Source organism: Pseudomonas sp. Irchel 3H7, from assembly GCF_900187605.1.
Lineage (GTDB): Bacteria > Pseudomonadota > Gammaproteobacteria > Pseudomonadales > Pseudomonadaceae > Aquipseudomonas.
In genome coordinates this window covers 214,585-233,132 of the sequence record NZ_FYEA01000010.1, presented here as the reverse complement: position 1 = coordinate 233,132, position 18,548 = coordinate 214,585, and the positions used below count along the sequence as shown (strand labels likewise).

General features: G+C 59.6%; 16 protein-coding genes. All 16 read right to left on the bottom strand.

Annotated elements, in window-relative coordinates; genetic code table 11:
- Window positions 1-2: 2 nt before the first annotated feature.
- The gene (gene nuoM, locus CKW38_RS20295; protein WP_007920174.1) at window positions 3-1,535 is read right to left on the bottom strand and encodes an NADH-quinone oxidoreductase subunit M; all 1,533 of its coding nucleotides are present in this window, start codon (window positions 1,533-1,535) and stop codon (window positions 3-5) included.
- A 39-nt stretch (window positions 1,536-1,574) separates the two neighbouring features.
- Complete coding sequence (nuoL, locus tag CKW38_RS20290) at window positions 1,575-3,428, bottom strand: NADH-quinone oxidoreductase subunit L (RefSeq protein WP_007920175.1); 1,854 nt, start codon at window positions 3,426-3,428, stop codon at window positions 1,575-1,577.
- The gene (gene nuoK / locus CKW38_RS20285; protein ID WP_003223790.1) at window positions 3,425-3,733 is read right to left on the bottom strand and encodes an NADH-quinone oxidoreductase subunit NuoK; all 309 of its coding nucleotides are present in this window, start codon (window positions 3,731-3,733) and stop codon (window positions 3,425-3,427) included. Before nuoK ends, nuoL begins: the two co-directional genes overlap by 4 nt.
- Window positions 3,734-3,736: 3 nt before the next feature.
- Window positions 3,737-4,237 carry an NADH-quinone oxidoreductase subunit J gene (nuoJ, locus tag CKW38_RS20280; protein ID WP_007920176.1) on the bottom strand — a complete coding sequence of 167 codons (501 nt, stop codon included), beginning with the start codon at window positions 4,235-4,237 and terminating at the stop codon, window positions 3,737-3,739.
- 9 nt (window positions 4,238-4,246) lie between these two features.
- Window positions 4,247-4,795 carry an NADH-quinone oxidoreductase subunit NuoI gene (gene nuoI / locus CKW38_RS20275; protein ID WP_007920177.1) on the bottom strand — a complete coding sequence of 183 codons (549 nt, stop codon included), beginning with the start codon at window positions 4,793-4,795 and terminating at the stop codon, window positions 4,247-4,249.
- Between the two features lie 11 nt (window positions 4,796-4,806).
- Window positions 4,807-5,814 (bottom strand): NADH-quinone oxidoreductase subunit NuoH, encoded by a 1,008-nt coding sequence (gene nuoH, locus CKW38_RS20270; RefSeq protein ID WP_007920179.1) that lies wholly within the window; start codon window positions 5,812-5,814, stop codon window positions 4,807-4,809.
- A complete protein-coding gene (gene nuoG, locus CKW38_RS20265; protein WP_095113688.1) occupies window positions 5,811-8,525 on the bottom strand; it encodes an NADH-quinone oxidoreductase subunit NuoG in 2,715 nt (904 codons plus the stop codon). The genes nuoH and nuoG overlap by 4 nt, the downstream gene beginning before the upstream one ends.
- 136 nt (window positions 8,526-8,661) lie before the next feature.
- Window positions 8,662-10,017 carry an NADH-quinone oxidoreductase subunit NuoF gene (gene nuoF, locus CKW38_RS20260; RefSeq protein ID WP_007920184.1) on the bottom strand — a complete coding sequence of 452 codons (1,356 nt, stop codon included), beginning with the start codon at window positions 10,015-10,017 and terminating at the stop codon, window positions 8,662-8,664.
- Window positions 10,014-10,511 (bottom strand): NADH-quinone oxidoreductase subunit NuoE, encoded by a 498-nt coding sequence (gene nuoE / locus CKW38_RS20255; RefSeq protein ID WP_007920186.1) that lies wholly within the window; start codon window positions 10,509-10,511, stop codon window positions 10,014-10,016. Before nuoE ends, nuoF begins: the two co-directional genes overlap by 4 nt.
- Before the next feature lie 2 nt (window positions 10,512-10,513).
- Window positions 10,514-12,298: an NADH-quinone oxidoreductase subunit C/D gene (nuoC, locus tag CKW38_RS20250; RefSeq protein ID WP_095113687.1), complete on the bottom strand. Its 1,785-nt coding sequence runs from the start codon at window positions 12,296-12,298 to the stop codon at window positions 10,514-10,516.
- A gap of 74 nt (window positions 12,299-12,372) precedes the next feature.
- Window positions 12,373-13,047, bottom strand: a complete 675-nt coding sequence (locus CKW38_RS20245) for an NADH-quinone oxidoreductase subunit B family protein (protein WP_007920192.1) — start codon at window positions 13,045-13,047, stop codon at window positions 12,373-12,375.
- Window positions 13,048-13,057: 10 nt separating this feature from the next.
- Window positions 13,058-13,471, bottom strand: coding sequence for an NADH-quinone oxidoreductase subunit A (locus tag CKW38_RS20240; protein WP_003223812.1), 414 nt, complete (start codon window positions 13,469-13,471; stop codon window positions 13,058-13,060).
- Between the two features lie 635 nt (window positions 13,472-14,106).
- On the bottom strand, window positions 14,107-15,432 hold the full coding sequence (gene aceA / locus CKW38_RS20235) for an isocitrate lyase (protein ID WP_007920195.1): 1,326 nt from the start codon (window positions 15,430-15,432) through the stop codon (window positions 14,107-14,109).
- A gap of 473 nt (window positions 15,433-15,905) precedes the next feature.
- Window positions 15,906-16,667, bottom strand: coding sequence for a secretin N-terminal domain-containing protein (locus tag CKW38_RS20230; RefSeq protein WP_095113686.1), 762 nt, complete (start codon window positions 16,665-16,667; stop codon window positions 15,906-15,908).
- 215 nt (window positions 16,668-16,882) lie between these two features.
- A complete protein-coding gene (locus CKW38_RS20225) occupies window positions 16,883-17,308 on the bottom strand; it encodes a GNAT family N-acetyltransferase (RefSeq protein ID WP_034155132.1) in 426 nt (141 codons plus the stop codon).
- Window positions 17,301-18,470 (bottom strand): cupin domain-containing protein, encoded by a 1,170-nt coding sequence (locus tag CKW38_RS20220; protein ID WP_007920198.1) that lies wholly within the window; start codon window positions 18,468-18,470, stop codon window positions 17,301-17,303. The genes CKW38_RS20225 and CKW38_RS20220 overlap by 8 nt, the downstream gene beginning before the upstream one ends.
- Window positions 18,471-18,548 lie beyond the last annotated feature (78 nt).

Here is an 18,548-nt window from a genome sequence, read left to right as displayed (position 1 = left end):
TCTTACCGGGCCGAAGCGAGTTGAGTGAAGGCGGTGCCGAGCCACTGCTGAACGCCATGCATCGTGGCGGCAGACGTGTCGAGGAACGGTTGCGGGTAGACGCCGATGTAGATCAGCAATACCGCAAGGCCTAGCACCATGATCAGTTCGCGAGCGTCCATACCGTGCAGGATCGAATCCGATTTCGCCGGACCGAAGTAGGCACGGTGGATCATGATCAGCGAGTAGACCGAACCGAACACCAGACCGGAGGTGGCAATCGCGGTGATCCACGGCCAGCTTGCGAAGGAGCCGATCAGGATCAGGAACTCACCGACAAAGTTACCGGTACCCGGCAGACCCAAAGACGCGGCTGCAAAGAACAGGCTGATTGCCGGCAGGTAAGCGATACGCGACCACACACCGCCCATCTCACGCATGTCACGAGTGTGCAGACGCTCGTACAACTGACCGCTGAGGATAAACAGTGCCGCCGCCGACACACCGTGCGCCAACATCTGGATCACTGCACCTTGCAGGGCCAGTTGGCTGCCGGAGTAGATGCCGATCAACACGAAGCCCATGTGGGAAACGGACGAGAAGGCAATCAGACGCTTGATGTCGGTTTGTGCGAAAGCGAGGAAAGCACCGTAGAAGATCCCGATCAGACCGAGGGTCATGGCGATCGGCGCGAACTCGGCCGAAGCATTCGGGAACAGCGGCAGGGCGAAACGCAGCAGACCGTAGGCAGCGGTTTTCAGCAAGATACCGGCGAGGTCGACGGAACCGGCAGTCGGCGCCTGGGCGTGGGCATCAGGCAACCACGAGTGGAACGGTACGACCGGCAGCTTGACCGCGAAGGCGATGAAGAAGCCGAGCATCAGGATGTACTCGGTGGTCATCGACATCTTGGTTTTCAACAGGTCGGCGTAGTTGAAGGTAATCACGCCAGTGTTGTTGAAGTTGACCAGCACCAGACCGAGGATCGCCACCAGCATGATCAGGCCGGAAGCCTGAGTGAAGATGAAGAACTTGGTCGCCGCGTAGATCCGGGTTTTCTTGCCGTCCGAAGAACTGTGACCCCAGAGCGCGATGAGGAAGTACATCGGCACCAGCATCATTTCCCAGAAGAAGAAGAACATGAACAGGTCGAGGGCGAGGAACACGCCGACAACGCCGCCCAGGATCCACATCAGGTTCAGGTGGAAGAAGCCAACGTGACGTTGAATCTCTTTCCACGAGCAGAGTACCGAGAGGATACCCAGCAGACCGGTCAGGAGGATCATCAACAGCGACAGGCCGTCGAGGGCCAGGTGCACGTTGATGCCGAAGCGCTGGATCCAGACATGCTTGAACTCAAGCGCCCAGGTCGGATCGGCGCCAGGCGCCGGCGCAAATGAATAGTCACCGTGGGCCCACAGCCAGAGGCCGAGGGCGAGTTCCAGGGTCATGGTCAACAGCGCAATCCAGCGCGGGAGGGTAGCGCCGAAGCGCTCACCCATCCAGCACAGCAGGCCGCCGATGAAGGGGATCAGGATTAGCCAAGGCAGAATCATGACGGGCTCGTTTCCTTTCGCAAATTCGCAAGGTTCATATCAGACCGCTACCAGCACGATGGCGCCGATAACCAGCACGGCACCAGCAGCCATCGAAGCAGCGTACCAACGCAGTTGACCGGTCTCGGTGCGGCTCAGGGCGGTGTGACCACCCTTGGCCATACGCGGGATCAGACCGATGGTCTGGTCGAGCGGGTCTTTGCGCAGTACGTGGCTGATCGCCAGGTAAGGTTTGACGAACAGTTTGTCGTAGATCCAGTCGAAGCCCCAGGCAGCGAACCACCAGGCCGAAAGGAAACGGCCGATGCCGCTGTTGGCGATGGCCGTGACGAAGCGACGCTTGCCGAGGAACAGCAGCGCTGCCAGCAGGATGCCGGCCAGGGCGATGGCGCCCGAAGCGATTTCCAGACTGTGCTTGGCTTCGCCACCGGCATGGCCAACGCTTTCTGGCAGAACGCCGTGCAGCGGTGGCACGATCATCGCGCCGACGAACGTCGACAGCACGATCAGCACCGACAGTGGCAGCCAGTGCGAGATGCCGTGACCGGCGTGGGCTTCAGTCTTGGCTTCACCGTGGAACGTGATGAAGATCAGGCGGAAGGTGTACAGCGAAGTCATGAACGCGCCGACCAGACCTGCATAGAGCAGACCGTGGTTGCCGCTGGCGAACGCTTCCCAAAGGATTTCGTCCTTGGAGTAGAAGCCGGCGGTAACCAGTGGCAGAGCGGCCAGAGCGGCACCGCCGACGATGAAGCTGGCGTAGGCCAGTGGCAGTTTTTTCCACAGACCGCCCATCTTGAAGATGTTCTGCTCGTGGTGGCAGGCAACGATCACCGCACCGGAAGCAAGGAACAGCAGGGCCTTGAAGAAGGCGTGGGTCATCAGGTGGAAAATCGCGCCATCCCAGGCGCCAACGCCCAGCGCCAGGAACATGTAGCCGATCTGGCTCATGGTCGAGTAGGCGAGGATACGTTTGATGTCGGTTTGCACCAGCGCGGCGAAACCCGCCAGAACCAGGGTCACACCACCGACGATGCCGACCAGGTGCAGGATTTCCGGCGCCAGGGTGAACAGACCGTGGGTACGGGCGATCAGGTAGACACCAGCGGTCACCATGGTGGCGGCGTGGATCAGTGCCGAAACCGGGGTCGGGCCAGCCATCGCGTCCGCGAGCCAGGTTTGCAGCGGCAGTTGTGCCGATTTACCGACCGCACCACCCAGCAGCATCAGCGTTGCCAAGGTGATCCAGAAGTCGCCGACCTGGAATTTCTGCGGTGCCAGCACCAGCAGTTCCTGGATGTTCAGCGTGCCCACTTGCTGGAACAGGATGAACAGGCCGATGGCCATGAACACGTCGCCGATCCGGGTCACGATGAAGGCTTTGAGTGCGGCGTTACCGTTGTTGCGGTTGCTGTAGTAGAAACCGATCAACAGGTACGAGCACAGGCCCACGCCTTCCCAGCCGAAGTACAGGAACAACAGGTTATCGCCGAGCACCAGGAACAGCATGCTGGCGATAAACAGGTTGGTGTACGAGAAGAAGCGCGAGTAACCCGCTTCGCCACGCATGTACCAGGACGCGAACAGGTGGATCAGGAAACCCACGCCAACGACCACGCCGAGCATGGTGATCGACAGGCCATCGACGTAGAGGGCGAAGTCAGGCTTGAAGCCTTCGACCGCCATCCACTTCCACAGCACCAGGGTGTAGTGACCGCCTTCCGGTGGCGCGACGTTGAATTGCCAGATGACGTAGGCGGCGACAATCGCCGACAAGCCAATGGAACCCACGCCGATCAGCGCCGAGAGGTTTTCCGACCAGCGTCCACGGGAGAACGACAGCAGCAGGAAACCGATCAGAGGGAATACGAAAGTCAGAAAGATAAGATTCATCCGCGCATCTCACTGGCAGCGTCGATATCGAGCGTGTGGAAGCGGCGATACAGTTGCAGCAGGATCGCCAGACCAATACTGGCCTCGGCGGCTGCAAGGCTGATCACCAGGATGAACATGATCTGTCCATCCGGTTGGCCCCAACGGGCGCCTGCAACAATGAACGCCAGTGCAGAGGCGTTCATCATCACTTCCAGACTCATCAACACGAACAAAATGTTGCGGCGGACCATCAGGCCGACCAGACCAAGGCAGAACAGGATGCCGGCAACCGCCAGACCATGTTCGAGAGGGATAGCAGGCATGTCTTACTCCTTCGCCTCGTTACGGCCCAAATGGAACGCCGTGACGGCTGCAGCAAGCAGCAGCATCGAGGCGAGTTCGACCACCAGCAGGTACGGGCCGAACAGGCTGATGCCCACGGCTTTCGCGTCTACGGTGGTGTGGCCGATGGCCTGACCGCTCTGGTGAGCGAACAGCACATACAGCAGTTCGGCCAGCAGCAGCGCGGCGAGAATCACCGGACCGGCCCAGATGCCGGGCTTGAGCCAGACGCGTTCTTGCTGAACCGAGGCGGGACCCAGGTTCAGCATCATCACCACGAACACGAACAGCACCATGATGGCGCCGGCGTAAGCGATCACTTCCAGCACGCCGGCGAACGGTGCGCCGAGTGCGAAGAAGGTCATGGCCACGGCGATCAACGAGATGATCAGGTAGAGCAGGGCGTGCACAGGGTTGGTGTTGGTGACTACGCGAAGCGTGGACACAACAGCGATACCCGATGCGAAATAGAAAGCGAATTCCATCGTTCTTCCTTAAGGCAGCAAGCTCTTCACGTTGATCGGTTCGGCTTCGTTCTGCGCGGAGCCTTTCGGCTTGCCAGCGATTGCCATACCTGCAACACGATAGAAGTTGTAATCAGGGTTTTTGCCGGGGCCGGAGATCAACAGATCTTCTTTCTCGTACACCAGGTCCTGACGTTTGAACTCGGCCATTTCGAAATCCGGTGTCAGCTGGATCGCGGTGGTCGGACAGGCTTCCTCGCAGAGACCGCAGAAAATGCAGCGCGAGAAGTTGATACGGAAGAAGTCCGGGTACCAGCGACCGTCTTCGGTTTCAGCTTTCTGCAGCGAGATGCAACCCACCGGGCAAGCCACGGCGCACAGGTTGCAGGCAACGCAACGCTCTTCGCCATCGGGGTCACGGGTCAGGACGATACGACCACGGTAGCGTGGTGGCAGGTAGACCGCTTCTTCCGGGTATTGCAGGGTGTCGCGCTTGCGAAAACCATGGCCGAAGACCATGACCAGGCTGCGCAACTGGGTACCAGTACCCTTAACGATGTCGCCAATATATTTGAACATGGGTCAAATCCTCACTGAACCGCGACTGCAGGCGTGTTCCACAACACGACCGCAGCGGTCACCAGCAAATTGATCAGGGTCAGTGGCAGGCAGAATTTCCAGCTGAAATCCATCACCTGGTCATAACGCGGACGCGGGATAGAAGCGCGCAGCAGGATGAACAGCATGATGAAGAACGCGGTCTTCAGTGCGAACCAGACGAAGGCCAGTTGCGGCAGGATGCCGAACGGACCGTGCCAGCCACCGAAAAACAGGGTGACCAGCAGCGCCGAGATCAGGATGATGCCGATGTATTCACCGACGAAGAACATGCCCCATTTCATACCGGCGTATTCAATGTGGTAACCGTCGGCCAGTTCCTGTTCCGCTTCCGGCTGGTCGAACGGGTGACGGTGAGTCACGGCGACGCCAGCGATGAAGAAAGTACAGAAGCCGAAGAACTGCGGAATGATGAACCACAGGTTCTGCGCTTGGTACTCGACGATGTCGCGCATGTTGAACGAGCCGACCTGAACCACGATGCCCATCAGGGCCAGGCCCATGAACACTTCGTAGGACACGGTCTGCGCCGACGCACGCAAGCTGCCGAGCAGGGCGAACTTGTTGTTACTCGACCAGCCGGCGAACAGCACCGCGTAGACCGACAGACCGGCCATGGCGAAGAAGAACAGCAGGCCGATGTTCAGATCCGCGACGCCCCAGGTCGGGGTGATCGGGATGATCGCAAACGCGATCAGCAAGGCCGACATCGCCACCACCGGTGCCAAAGTGAAGATCACTTTGTCGGCAAACGGCGGGGTCCAGTCTTCCTTGAAGAACATCTTCAGCATGTCGGCGGCGATCTGGAACATACCAAACGGGCCAACGCGGTTCGGACCGTAACGGTCCTGCCACCAGCCCAGCAGGCGACGTTCGACAAAGCTGAGCAACGCGCCCGCGACCACCACGGCCAGCAGAATCACGATGGCTTTGACGACCGAGAGGATCACATCGATCACTTCAGGGGTGAACCAGGTCATTGCGCTGCCTCCTGCAGACCGTCGACGGATACGCCGGCGAATGCCGGTGGAATGCCGGCGATGCCCGCAGGCAATGCCACCAGACCGGCGCCCAGTTCTTCATTGATACGCAGCGGCAGACGCAGGGTCTGACCGGCGACGTTCAGGCTCAGCAGTGCACCGTCGTTGACGCCCAGACGATCCGCTTCCGACTTGGCCAGTGCCACGTAAGGAGCCGGAATACGCTCTTGAACCGGCGCGGCTTTCGAAGAGTTTTCTTCGCTGCCGAACAGGTGGAAGAACGGCACGGCTTGCCAGGTGCCCGGCGCCGGGTTGAATGCGCGCGGTGCTGCAGCGAACCACTTCAGCGAATCACCGGTGCTTTCGATCAGGCGGGTGCCCGGGTCGCCAGCGCGGATGTGACCACCGACTTCGTCCTGGAACTTGTTCCACGCTTGTGGCGAGTTCCAGCCCGGCGACCATGCAAATGGTACCTGCTGACGCGGTTCGGTAGAGCCCGAGTAACCTTCCATGGAGAAGGCGAACGCGGTGTCTTTGTCTTGCGGGGTGCGCGGTTCGTGAACGCTGATGTCGGCGCGCATTGCGGTGCGACCGGAATAACGCAGCGGCTCACGCGCCAGTTTCAGACCCTTGATGCGGAATGCCGCCGAAGGTGCAGCGTCGACGATGCGCGCCAGTTGCTCGGTGCTCGAAGCAACGGCAGCGGTGACGTGGTCGAGTTGCGTCCAGTCGATCGGCTGGTTCAGCAGGGTCGCGCGCAGGGCGTGCAGCCAGCGCCAGCCTTCGTGAACCAGGATGCTCGCATCCATGTATTGCGGGTCGAAAACCTGGAAGAAGCGCTGCGCGCGACCTTCCTGGCTGACCAGCGTACCGTCGCCTTCAGCGAAGCTTGCGGCTGGCAGAACCAGGTGCGCGCGGTCGCTGGTAGCCGTCTTCTGATGGTCAGCAACGATCACCACTTGCGCAGCGTTCAGTGCAGCATCGACTTTCTCTTTGGCGGTGCGGGTGTACAGATCGTTTTCCAGCACGACAATGGCGTCGGCCTTGCCGTCGATCACAGCTTGCAGCGCCGCGTCGACCGATTCGCCACCGAGCATGGCCAGGCCAAGGCTGTTGGCTTCCGGCACGATCAGGCTGATCGAACCGTTCTTCTCGCGCAGCTTTAGGGCTTTGGCGATGTTCGCGGCGGCTTCGATCAAGGCTTTGGAGCCCAGCGAAGTACCGGCGATGATCAGCGGACGTTTTGCAGCGAGCAGGGCGTCAGCGATGCGCTGAGCCAGTTCCAGTGCTTCAGCGTCCAGACCTTCAACGGCCGGGGCGCTGGCGTCCAGTGCGTGAGCAACGGCGAAACCGATGCGCGCCAGGTCATCCGGAGCAGCGTGTACGCATTCTTCAGCGATGTCGTCGAGCTTGGTTTCCGCCAGGCTGGCGATGAACAGCGGGTTCAGCGCGTGCTGACCGATGTTCTTCACCGCCGCGTCGAGCCAAGGCTGAACGCGCATGGCTTCGGCCATGTCTTCGGCTTTGCCCTTGACCGACTGACGCAGCGACAGCGCCACACGGGCGGCGGTCTGGGTCAGGTCTTCACCGAGCACGAAAATCGCGTCGTGGTCTTCGATGTCGCGCATGTTCGGCACTGGCAGCGGGCTGTCTTTCAGCACTTGCAGGACCAGACGGATGCGTTCCAGTTCGGAGGCTTCGATACCCGAGTAGAAGTGCTCGGCGCCGACCAGTTCGCGCAACGCGTAGTTGCTTTCGAGGCTGGCGCGCGGCGAACCGATACCGACGATGTTGCGCCCGCGCAGCAGATCAGCAGCTTTATCCAGCGCAGCATCCAGACCGAGCTTGGTGCCGTCGGCCAGCAGTGGCTGACGAGGACGGTCGGTGCGGTTGACGTAGCCATAACCGAAACGGCCACGGTCGCACAGGAAGTACTGGTTCACCGAACCGTTGAAACGGTTTTCGATGCGACGCAGTTCGCCGTAACGCTCGCCCGGAGAGATGTTGCAACCGCTCGAGCAGCCGTGGCAGATGCTCGGCGCGAACTGCATGTCCCACTTGCGGTTGTAGCGCTCGGAGTGAGTCTTGTCGGTGAATACACCGGTCGGGCAGACCTCGGTGAGGTTGCCGGAGAACTCGCTTTCGAGGGTGCCGTCTTCAACGCGACCGAAGTACACGTTGTCGTGGGCGCCGAACACACCGAGGTCGGTGCCGCCGGCGTAATCCTTGTAGAAACGCACGCAGCGGTAGCAAGCGATGCAGCGGTTCATCTCGTGGGAAATGAACGGGCCCAGTTGCTGGTTCTGGTGGGTGCGTTTGGTGAAGCGATAACGGCGCTCGTTGTGGCCGGTCATCACAGTCATGTCTTGCAGGTGGCAATGACCGCCTTCTTCGCACACAGGGCAGTCGTGCGGGTGGTTGGTCATCAGCCATTCGACAACACTGGCGCGGAACGCCTTGGATTCTTCATCGTCGATGGAGATCCAGGTGTTGTCGGTGGCCGGGGTCATGCAGGACATGACGATGCGACCACGGGTGTCGTTCTCGTCGGTGTACTGCTTGACCGCGCACTGGCGGCAAGCCCCGACGCTACCGAGCGCGGGGTGCCAGCAGAAATAAGGGATGTCGAGGCCCAGCGACAGACATGCCTGTAACAGGTTGTCTGCCCCGTCGACTTCGAGCGCTTTGCCGTCTACGTGGATAGTGGCCATGGTTCAAAGGTCTTCGTTGGCCCGGTGTCAGCGGGCGTGGCTAATGGAATCTTGTTATCCGTCCGAATCCAGTCAGCCCCGAAAGGCGTCATCGGACGAAAGGCGAAGGGCACGGACCCTTCGCCTTTTTAAGCGTTTACGCGCCGATTACGATCGGCCTTGCCAGAGGCGGGACGGCGGCGCTGACTGGCGCGATACCGGCTTCGAACTCTGGACGGAAGTATTTGATGGCACTGCCCAACGGCTCCACGGCACCCGGTGCGTGAGCACAGAAGGTCTTGCCCGGGCCGAGGAAGTTGACCAGACCCAGCAGGGTCTCGATGTCGCCTGGCTGACCACGGCCTTGTTCGATGGCCATCAAGAGCTTGACGCTCCATGGCAAACCATCGCGGCACGGGGTGCAGAAACCGCACGACTCGCGAGCGAAGAACTGCTCCATGTTGCGCAGCAAGGAGACCATGTTGACGCTGTCGTCCACCGCCATGGCCAGGCCGGTACCCATACGGGTGCCCACTTTGGCGATGCCGCCGGCATACATTTGCGCGTCGAGGTGTTCTGGCAGGAGGAAACCGGTACCGGCGCCACCTGGTTGCCAGGCCTTGAGCTTGAAGCCGTCGCGCATACCGCCGGCGTAGTCTTCGAACAACTCGCGACCGGTGACGCCGAATGGCAGCTCCCACAGGCCCGGATTCTTGACCTTGCCGGAGAAGCCCATGAGCTTGGTGCCCATGTCTTCGCTGCCTTCGCGGGCCAACGATTTGTACCAGTCAACGCCGTCGGCAATGATCGCCGGCACGTTGCACAGGGTTTCGACGTTGTTCACGCAGGTCGGCTTGCCCCACACGCCGACGGCGGCAGGGAAGGGCGGCTTGGAGCGCGGGTTGGCGCGGCGGCCTTCGAGGGAGTTGATCAGTGCGGTTTCTTCACCGCAGATATAACGCCCGGCGCCGGTGTGGACGAACAGCTCGAAATCGAAGCCGCTGCCGAGAATGTTCTTGCCCAGCAGGCCCGCAGCCTTGGCTTCTTCCACGGCACGGTTGAGGTGCTTGGCGGCGGTGGTGTATTCGCCACGCAGGAAGATGTAGCCACGGTAGGTTTTCAGCGCGCGAGCACTGATCAGCATGCCTTCGATCAGCAGATGGGGCAGTTGCTCCATCAGCATGCGGTCTTTCCAGGTGTTCGGCTCCATTTCATCCGCGTTGCACAGCAGGTAGCGGATGTTGATGGATTCGTCTTTGGGCATCAGGCCCCACTTCACGCCAGTGGGGAAGCCTGCACCGCCGCGACCTTTAAGGCCTGCGTCTTTCACGGTCTGGACGATGGCGTCCTGATCCATGTCGGCGAAGGCTTTGCGCGCAGCGGCGTAACCGTTCTTGGCCTGGTACTCGTCGAGCCACACGGCTTCGCCGTCATCACGCAGACGCCAGGTCAGCGGGTGAGTTTCGGCCGAACGCTGAATGCGGTTGGCCGGGCCGAAAGATGTCAGGGTCATACGTAGCCCTCGAGCAGTTTGGCGACGCCAGCAGGCTGCACATCACCAAAGGTGTCGTCGTCGATCATCAGCGCCGGTGCCTTGTCGCAGTTGCCGAGGCAGCAGACCGGCAGCAGGGTGAAACGACCGTCGGTGGTGGTTTGACCCAGGCCGATGCCCAGATTGTTCTGGATTTCGCTGACCACCGACTCGTGGCCGCCGATGTAGCAGACCATGCTGTCGCAGACGCGAATGATGTGACGGCCAACCGGCTGACGGAAAATCTGGCTATAGAACGTCGCCACACCTTCGACGTCGCTGGCCGGGATGCCGAGGATCTCGCCGATCGCGTACAAGGCGCCATCCGGCACCCAGCCGCGTTCTTTCTGAACGATCTTCAGGGCTTCGATCGACGCCGCGCGCGGGTCTTCGTAGTGATGCAGCTCGTGCTCGATGGCCGAGCGCTCGGTTTCACTGAGGGTGAAACGGTCTGTCTGGATAAGCGTGCTGTTCATGCTTAGCGGTCCACGTCGGCCATAACGAAATCGATACTACCCAGGTACGCAATCATGTCCGCGACCATGCTGCCTTTGATCACCGAAGGGATCTGTTGCAGATGCGGGAAGCTTGGAGTGCGGATCCGGGTACGGTAGCTCATGGTGCCGCCGTCGCTCGTCAGGTAATAACTGTTGATGCCCTTGGTCGCTTCGATCATCTGGAAGGATTCGTTGGCCGGCATCACCGGGCCCCACGAAACTTGCAGGAAGTGCGTGATCAAGGTTTCGATGTGCTGCAGCGTGCGCTCTTTCGGCGGCGGCGTGGTCAGCGGGTGATCCGCCTTGTACGGGCCTTCCGGCATGTTGCGCATGCACTGGTCGATGATCTTGATGCTCTGGCGCATTTCTTCGACGCGAACCATGCAGCGGTCGTAGGCATCGCCGTTGGCAGCCAGCGGTACTTCGAACTCGAAGTTCTCGTAGCCGGAGTACGGACGCGCCTTACGCAGGTCGAAATCGCAACCGGTCGAACGCAGGCCAGCACCGGTGACACCCCATTCCAGGGCTTCTTTGGTGTTGTACTGGGCGACGCCGATGGTACGACCCTTGAGGATGCTGTTCTGCAGGGCAGCCTTGGTGTATTCGTCGAGGCGTTTTGGCAGCCATTCAACGAAGTCTTTCACCAGTTTTTCCCAGCCGCGCGGCAGGTCGTGGGCAACACCACCGATGCGGTACCAGGCCGGGTGCAGACGGAAACCGGTAATGGCTTCAATCACCGTGTACGCCTTCTGGCGGTCGGTGAAGGTGAAGAACACCGGGGTCATGGCGCCGACGTCCTGGATGTAAGTCCCGAGGAACAGCAGGTGGCTGGTGATCCGGAAGAACTCGGCCATCATGATGCGGATGACGTCGACCTTCTCAGGCACCTTGATGCCGGCCAGCTTCTCGACCGAGAGCACGTACGGCAGGTTGTTCATCACGCCGCCGAGGTAGTCGATACGGTCGGTGTACGGGATGAAACTGTGCCACGACTGACGCTCGGCCATCTTCTCGGCACCACGGTGGTGGTAACCGATGTCCGGCACGCAGTCGACGATCTCTTCACCGTCCAGTTGCAGGATGATGCGGAACGCACCGTGCGCCGAAGGGTGGTTCGGGCCGAGGTTGAGGAACATGTAGTCCTCGTTCGGGCCGGAGCGCTTCATGCCCCAGTCTTCCGGACGGAAACGCGCGGCTTCTTCCTCAAGCTGTTGCTTGGCGAGGTTGAGGCTGTACGGATCGAATTCGGTGGCGCGCGCAGGGAAGTCCTTGCGCAGCGGGTGACCTTCCCAGGTCGGCGGCATCATGATGCGCGACAGGTGCGGGTGACCTTTGAAGTCGATACCGAACATGTCCCAGACTTCACGCTCGTACCAGTTGGCGTTCGGCCAGATGCTGGTGACGGTCGGCAAGCTGAGGTCGTTCTCGGACAAGGCGACCTTGATCATCACGTCACTATTACGCTCCAGCGACATGAGGTGATAGAACACGGTGAACTCAGCGTCACTCGGCAGCCCTTGACGCTTGGTGCGCAGACGCTCGTCCACGCCGTGCAGGTCATAGAGCATGACGTACGGCTTGGGCAGGTTGCGCAGGAAAGTCAGGACTTCAACGAGCCTGGCGCGCGCGACCCACAGTACCGGCATGCCGGTACGGGTCGACTGAGCGGTGAACGCTTCGGCGCCAAAACGGTTGTTCAATTCAACGACCACATCCTGGTCGTCTGCCTTATAAGGCGGGATGTACAGAGCACTGCCTGTAGTCATGGTTATTTTTTCGCTTTCGGTCAACGTAAAGAATGAAGCCAGCTTCTCGTTTCTTTTGTAAGAACAGATCTGGATCAGACTTCGTCAGGGCTGCGCAGGTTGGTGACTGCGATTCGCTGTTCGCGGCGCTCTTCTTTTTGCGAAGGCATGTCGGCGCGATAAACGCCTTGATCGCCAACGACCCAGGAAAGCGGACGACGCTCCTTGCCGATCGATTCCTGCAACAGCATCAAGCCTTGCAGAAATGCTTCCGGACGAGGAGGGCAGCCAGGTACGTAGACGTCCACGGGCAGGAACTTGTCCACCCCTTGAACCACAGAGTAGATGTCGTACATGCCACCGGAGTTAGCGCACGAACCCATGGAGATAACCCATTTCGGCTCGAGCATCTGCTCGTAGAGACGCTGGATGATCGGCGCCATCTTGATGAAGCAGGTACCGGCGATAACCATGAAGTCGGCCTGACGCGGCGATGCCCGGATCACTTCGGCGCCAAAGCGCGCGATGTCGTGGGGCGCCGTGAAGGCGGTGGTCATTTCCACGTAGCAGCACGACAAGCCGAAGTTGTACGGCCACAGGGAGTTCTTACGTCCCCAGTTGACCGCGCCACTCAGCACGTCTTCCAGCTTGCCCATGAAAATGTTTTTGTGGACTTGATCTTCTAACGGATCGGAAACGGTTTCCCGTTCGCCAATCGGATATTGCTCGTTAGGAGCATCGGGGTCGATCCTGGTGAGATTGTATTGCATTGCCAAAGCCTCATTGTTTCAGCTTCGCCTGCCGCTTGCGACGAGCTTCCGGAGCCCAGTCAAGGGCGCCCACTCGGAACAGGTAGACAAGACCTGCCAACAGAATTGCTATGAAAACGAGAGCTTCGACGAATCCGGTCCAGCCGCTTTCGCGGACGGACACAGACCATGCAAAGAGAAAGAGGGCTTCGATATCGAAGATCACGAAGAGCATCGCGACCAGATAGAATTTGGCTGAGAGCCGCAAGCGGGCGCCACCGGTAGGTAGCATGCCGGACTCGAACGGTTCGTTTTTGCTGCGACCCCAGGCTTTTGACCCAAGGAGGCTGGAGACGCCAAGCATGAAGGCACACAGGCCGACGACACCCAGAAGGAAAATGGCAAAGCCCCAGTTGTGGGCCATGAGTCCTGTCGCTTCGGGCATGCTGGTAATCCTTAACAGAGAGCAAAGGTCTCTGAGCTTGATAAAGAAATAGGCAGTGACGATATGTCGCAGCAATCAATCGCGCTGATTTTATGGCTAAACACCCTGCAAGTAAAATTCCTATAGCGAAATTATTTATTGGAATAAGGACATGGCGCATCTCCAATGCCCTGCAGCCCATGCGTTGCGGGCATTAGGCGGGTTTATGCAAATAATGTTTTGTAGGGAATGTAACGAACATAGTTGCGGCTAAATGATAATTGATATCGTTTGCAGGGGTTTTGTAACTGTTTAACGGGATGTCAGTTGGGAAGTTGTCTTACTTGCACGTTACTGCAAGTAGCGACGGCGCCCGTTTTAGCGGATTTTTCTGACGGATGTACCGCGCTGGATCAATGTTTTGGCCGAACGACGCCGATCCCTGTAGGAGTTGCCGAAGGCTGCGATCTTTTGATCCTGCTTTTGATTCTGAAAAAACAAAGTCAAAAGATCGCAGCCTTCGGCAGCTCCTACAGTGGAGGGTGTGTTTTCCGGGGGCAAAAAAAACGCCCCGAACCAGTCGGGGCGTCAGTTTTGCGGCTCTGCGGTTAGCTTTCTATACGATCCGCAAAGGCCGTTTGCTCAGCGAAGCCGAATCAGTGGAACTGTTCTTCTTCAGTCGAACCGGTCAGTGCGGTTACCGAGGACGAGCCACCCTGGATCACAGTGGTCATGTCGTCGAAGTAGCCGGTGCCCACTTCCTGCTGGTGAGCCACGAAGGTGTAACCCTTGGCGGCGTCAGCGAACTCCTGCTCTTGCAGTTTCACGTAGGCAGTCATGTCGTTGCGGGCGTAGTCGTGCGCCAGGTTGAACATGCTGTGCCACATGTTGTGAATGCCGGCCAGGGTGATGAACTGGTGCTTGTAACCCATGGCGGACAATTCGCGCTGGAACTTGGCGATGGTCGCGTCGTCCAGGTTTTTCTTCCAGTTGAAGGAAGGCGAGCAGTTGTACGACAGCAGTTGGTCCGGGTATTCCTTTTTGATCGCTTCGGCGAAGCGACGAGCCTCGTCCAGATCCGGCTTGGCGGTTTCGCACCAGATCAGGTCGGCGTATGGAGCGTAAGCCAGGCCACGAGCGATGGCTTGATCGAGGCCGGCACGGACCTTGTAGAAACCTTCCTGAGTGCGCTCGCCAGTCACGAACGGCTGGTCGTACGGGTCGCAATCGGAGGTCAGCAGGTCAGCAGCGTTGGCGTCGGTACGGGCCAGGATGATGGTCGGGGTGCCGGCAACGTCAGCAGCCAGACGCGCAGCGGTCAGCTTCTGTACGGCTTCCTGAGTCGGAACCAGTACTTTGCCGCCCATGTGACCACACTTCTTCACGGAAGCCAGTTGGTCTTCGAAGTGAACGCCGGCGGCGCCTGCTTCGATCATGCTCTTCATCAGCTCGTAGGCGTTCAGCACGCCGCCGAAACCGGCTTCAGCGTCAGCCACGATCGGTGCGAAGTAGTCGATGTAGCCATCGTCGCCCGGGTTCTTGCCGGCTTTCCACTGGATCTGGTCAGCACGACGGAACGAGTTGTTGATGCGCTTGACCACGGTTGGAACCGAATCCACCGGGTACAGCGACTGGTCCGGGTACATGGATTCTGCGGAGTTGTTGTCCGCAGCCACTTGCCAGCCCGACAGGTAGATTGCCTGGATACCGGCTTTAACCTGTTGAACAGCCTGGCCGCCGGTCAGGGCGCCCATGCAGTTGACGAAATCTTTCTCAGGACGGAAGGACGGCTTGGCACCCTGGGTGACCAGGTTCCACAGCTTGTCGGCGCCCATTTTTGCAAAGGTGTGCTCAGGTTGAACCGAGCCACGCAGACGGACGACGTCAGCAGCGGAGTAAGTGCGTGTCACGCCTTTCCAGCGCGGGTTTTCAGCCCAGTCTTTTTCGAGGGCTGCAATTTGCTGTTCGCGTGTCAGTGCCATGGAGATAAACCTCGTCGCGTCTTTATGAAAAGTTGTTCTGCGGTGGAAAATTCCTGCGCTCGCTGACCAGAAGCTTAGGTGGTCAAGTCAGATTCGGCGGGGTAGGCGACGGGATGAACGATGGGCTCGAGGGGAAGTGAGCAGGTAGTGGCGGACTGCGGGCGCATTCGGGCGTCGTGGGCCTTTATACGGTCTACAGTGTGAAGCCGGGTTACCTAAATACGCTTCCGTCCCTCGGGACAACTTCGTTCCAGTCGGCAACCTCGTCAAACACACCTTGTGGGCGGTACAGACACGAAGCGGTTCGCGGGGTAGGTGCGAACGTCGCTTCGAAGGCCCTTGCCAGGGCCTCTGATTAGCGGGAGCGAGGCCATCATGCCTTCGCTTTTTTACCCCGTCAAACGTTTTGTAGTGCTTTTTTTAAAGCACTACATCTTTCGTCTAATACGACTAATCAGTCAGTTTTCGGTGCTTTAGTCCAAGGCGTCGACTTTCACCCGCAAGGTCATGTCATCCCGGCCTTGAGTCGAGTAGCTGCGGGTCAGGCCCTGTTTGTCGGCCTGGGTCTGGCGATTGACGCCGGCAAGGGTGATCCATTCGCCGAGACGTCCGCTGACAGTTGTGTCGGTGCTTTGCACGTTCACTACATCGGGACGTTCCTGGCTCATACGGTCACGGTTGGTACTGATCGCCAGGTGAACGATGTCGCCGGTGACGCTGGCGGTGACGTAGAAACCCTGGGTGACGTTGCGGTATTGCGTCTGGCTGTTGTAACCGCCGTAGGAATCGCTCTGAACATTGGTGAGCGGCACGCTTTGGCCGACTTGAATCAGCGCCGGCATGCCGTCAGTGGCTTGCACCTGTTGCACGCCGCCTTCACGGCTGGTGGTGCTGCGGCTGATGATGCGGGTCTGGTTCGGCTGGGCGCCGTTGACCGAATAGCCTTCGTCGCCACGGCCATTGTTTTCATTGGTGTCGACGGTGATCAGCAAGCGTTTGGGCGCAGTATCCAACTGTGTGATCAGTGCCTTGAGTTCCTGAATCTTGTCCGGCTCGGCCTTGATGATCAGTTGGTTGCCGTAGGCGCTGACCTGACCGTCCTTGCCGAGGAAGTCTTGCGCCATCGGCAGCATGTCGGTGCTGGTGCGGTAATTGAGGGGCACGATTTCTGTGGCTGCCATCACCGAAAAACTGCAACCGAGCAGCAGGGTGGTGAGCAGGGTGCGTAGGGACATGTCCGTTATCTCCGCTTTCGAAAGGCTTGATATTGCCAGTTTGTCGGCCTTGGGTGGGGCAAGTTGAATCGTAGACAGCAAAACGCCCCGGCATCGGCGGATGTCGGGGCGTTTTGTGGTGTTCTTGCGGGCGCCATCGCGAGCAGGCTCACTCCTACAGGGAATCGCATTTCAATTGTAGGAGTGAGCCTGCTCGCGATCGCCGCGCCGCGGTCTTAAGCCGAATGGCGAACCATATCGACATGCGGAATCCCGGCTTCGAGGAATTCCTCGCTGACCAGACTGAAACCCAAGCGCTCATAGAACGCCGTGGCTTGAACCTGAGCACTGAGCATCTGCTGCTTCAACCCACGTTCTTCAGCTTCGGCGATCACCGCTTGCATCAGCGCATCACCGACCTTCATCCCGCGCCAGTCTTTCAGCACCGAAACCCGGCCGATGTGCCCGTCAGGCAGTAGGCGCGCAGTGCCGATCGGAAAGTCGCCTTCAAACGCCAGAAAATGCACGGCGGTCGCGTCGTCCGCGTCCCATTCCAGCTCAGGTGGCACCGATTGCTCGGCGATAAACACCGTTTCACGAATGCGCCGGATCTCGGCGATGTCCTTCTGCCAGTCTGCGACACGTACGCGAATCTTATTCATCGGCGAACCCCAGGCTCCCTTGCTTGACCAGTTGGCACAGCAGGCCGCAGGCGTCTTCGTCGTTCAGCCACTCACCGAGGTTGTCGGTGTGCAGGGCGTCAGCGGCGCAGATCAGCTTCAGCAGTTCGCGCAGCTTGCCCGGCAGGTAACGGCTCTGGCCGCTGGCGAACAGCAGCAGGTCGTCATCGACCTCCGACCAGGCCAGGCGCGCACTCGGGTTGCGGATCAGGATGGCGCCATCCTGCAGGGCGGCGAGGAAGTCTTCTTCTTCGATTTCTTCCGGGCCAGCCACCAGCTCCGGATAACGCGGCTCGGTCATGTACTGGCCGAACCAGGTCAGCAGCAGGCGCTCGTCGCTCATGTGCTCGGCGAGCAGCGCTTTCAGGCGATCCAGTGCGTCGTGTTGAATCTGGTGCGGATCGGCTGCTGGCTGTGCGTCGGCATCGGTGTAGCGCTCTTCGTCTGTCAGGAACTGGCTGAGGAAGTCGGTGAAGTGAGTTAGCACTTCGGAAGCGCTTGGCGCACGGAAACCGACCGAGTAGGTCATGCAGTTGTCGACCGCGACACCGCAGTGAGCCAGGCGCGGCGGCAGGTAGAGCATGTCGCCCGGTTCCAGTACCCACTCTTCGGTCTCGTGGAATTCAGCGAGGATGCGCAGGTCCGCGTGTTGCAGCAGCGGGCTCTCGGAGTCGCACATCTGGCCGATTTTCCAGTTGCGCTTGCCGTGGCCTTGCAGCAGGAACACGTCGTAGTTGTCGAAGTGCGGACCAACGCTGCCACCCGGGGCGGCGAAGCTGATCATCACGTCATCGACGCGCCAGCTCGGCAGGAAGCGGAAGTTTTCCAGCAACTCGCTGACTTCCGGGACGAATTGGTCGACCGCTTGCACCAGCAAGGTCCACTCTTTTTCCGGCAATTTGCTGAATTCGTCTTCAGCGAACGGGCCGCGACGCAGTTCCCAAGGGCGCTCGCCGTGCTCAATCACCAGGCGCGATTCGACTTCTTCTTCCAGGGCCAGGCCGGCCAGTTCGTCGGCGTCGATCGGGCTTTCGAAGTCAGGAATCGCCTGACGGATCAGCAGTGGCTTTTTCTGCCAGTAGTCGCGCAGGAATTCGCGTGCAGTGAGGCCGCCCAGAAGTTGAAGAGGAATATCGGAATTCATATGTAACCTATTGAAAAAAAGCACTTTTCAGACGGGAATAAAAACGCCCGGCGCGGCCGGGCGTCTCAAACGGATCAA

Bases quoted from the DNA above. Each gene is read 5' to 3' on its own strand.
- CKW38_RS20220 (WP_007920198.1), bottom strand. From the start codon at position 18,470: ATGAATTCCGATATTCCTCTTCAACTTCTGGGCGGCCTCACTGCACGC.
- aceA (WP_007920195.1), bottom strand. From the start codon at position 15,432: ATGGCACTGACACGCGAACAGCAAATTGCAGCCCTCGAAAAAGACTGG.
- nuoJ (WP_007920176.1), bottom strand. From the start codon at position 4,237: ATGGAATTCGCTTTCTATTTCGCATCGGGTATCGCTGTTGTGTCCACG.
- nuoF (WP_007920184.1), bottom strand. From the start codon at position 10,017: ATGACCCTGACATCTTTCGGCCCGGCCAACCGCATTCAGCGTTCGGCC.
- nuoM (WP_007920174.1), bottom strand. From the start codon at position 1,535: ATGATTCTGCCTTGGCTAATCCTGATCCCCTTCATCGGCGGCCTGCTG.
- CKW38_RS20230 (WP_095113686.1), bottom strand. From the start codon at position 16,667: ATGTCCCTACGCACCCTGCTCACCACCCTGCTGCTCGGTTGCAGTTTT.
- nuoI (WP_007920177.1), bottom strand. From the start codon at position 4,795: ATGTTCAAATATATTGGCGACATCGTTAAGGGTACTGGTACCCAGTTG.
- CKW38_RS20225 (WP_034155132.1), bottom strand. From the start codon at position 17,308: ATGAATAAGATTCGCGTACGTGTCGCAGACTGGCAGAAGGACATCGCC.
- nuoE (WP_007920186.1), bottom strand. From the start codon at position 10,511: ATGAACAGCACGCTTATCCAGACAGACCGTTTCACCCTCAGTGAAACC.
- nuoL (WP_007920175.1), bottom strand. From the start codon at position 3,428: ATGAATCTTATCTTTCTGACTTTCGTATTCCCTCTGATCGGTTTCCTG.
- nuoC (WP_095113687.1), bottom strand. From the start codon at position 12,298: ATGACTACAGGCAGTGCTCTGTACATCCCGCCTTATAAGGCAGACGAC.
- nuoK (WP_003223790.1), bottom strand. From the start codon at position 3,733: ATGCCTGCTATCCCTCTCGAACATGGTCTGGCGGTTGCCGGCATCCTG.
- nuoH (WP_007920179.1), bottom strand. From the start codon at position 5,814: ATGACCTGGTTCACCCCTGAAGTGATCGATGTGATCCTCTCGGTCGTC.
- CKW38_RS20245 (WP_007920192.1), bottom strand. From the start codon at position 13,047: ATGCAATACAATCTCACCAGGATCGACCCCGATGCTCCTAACGAGCAA.
- CKW38_RS20240 (WP_003223812.1), bottom strand. From the start codon at position 13,471: ATGCCCGAAGCGACAGGACTCATGGCCCACAACTGGGGCTTTGCCATT.
- nuoG (WP_095113688.1), bottom strand. From the start codon at position 8,525: ATGGCCACTATCCACGTAGACGGCAAAGCGCTCGAAGTCGACGGGGCA.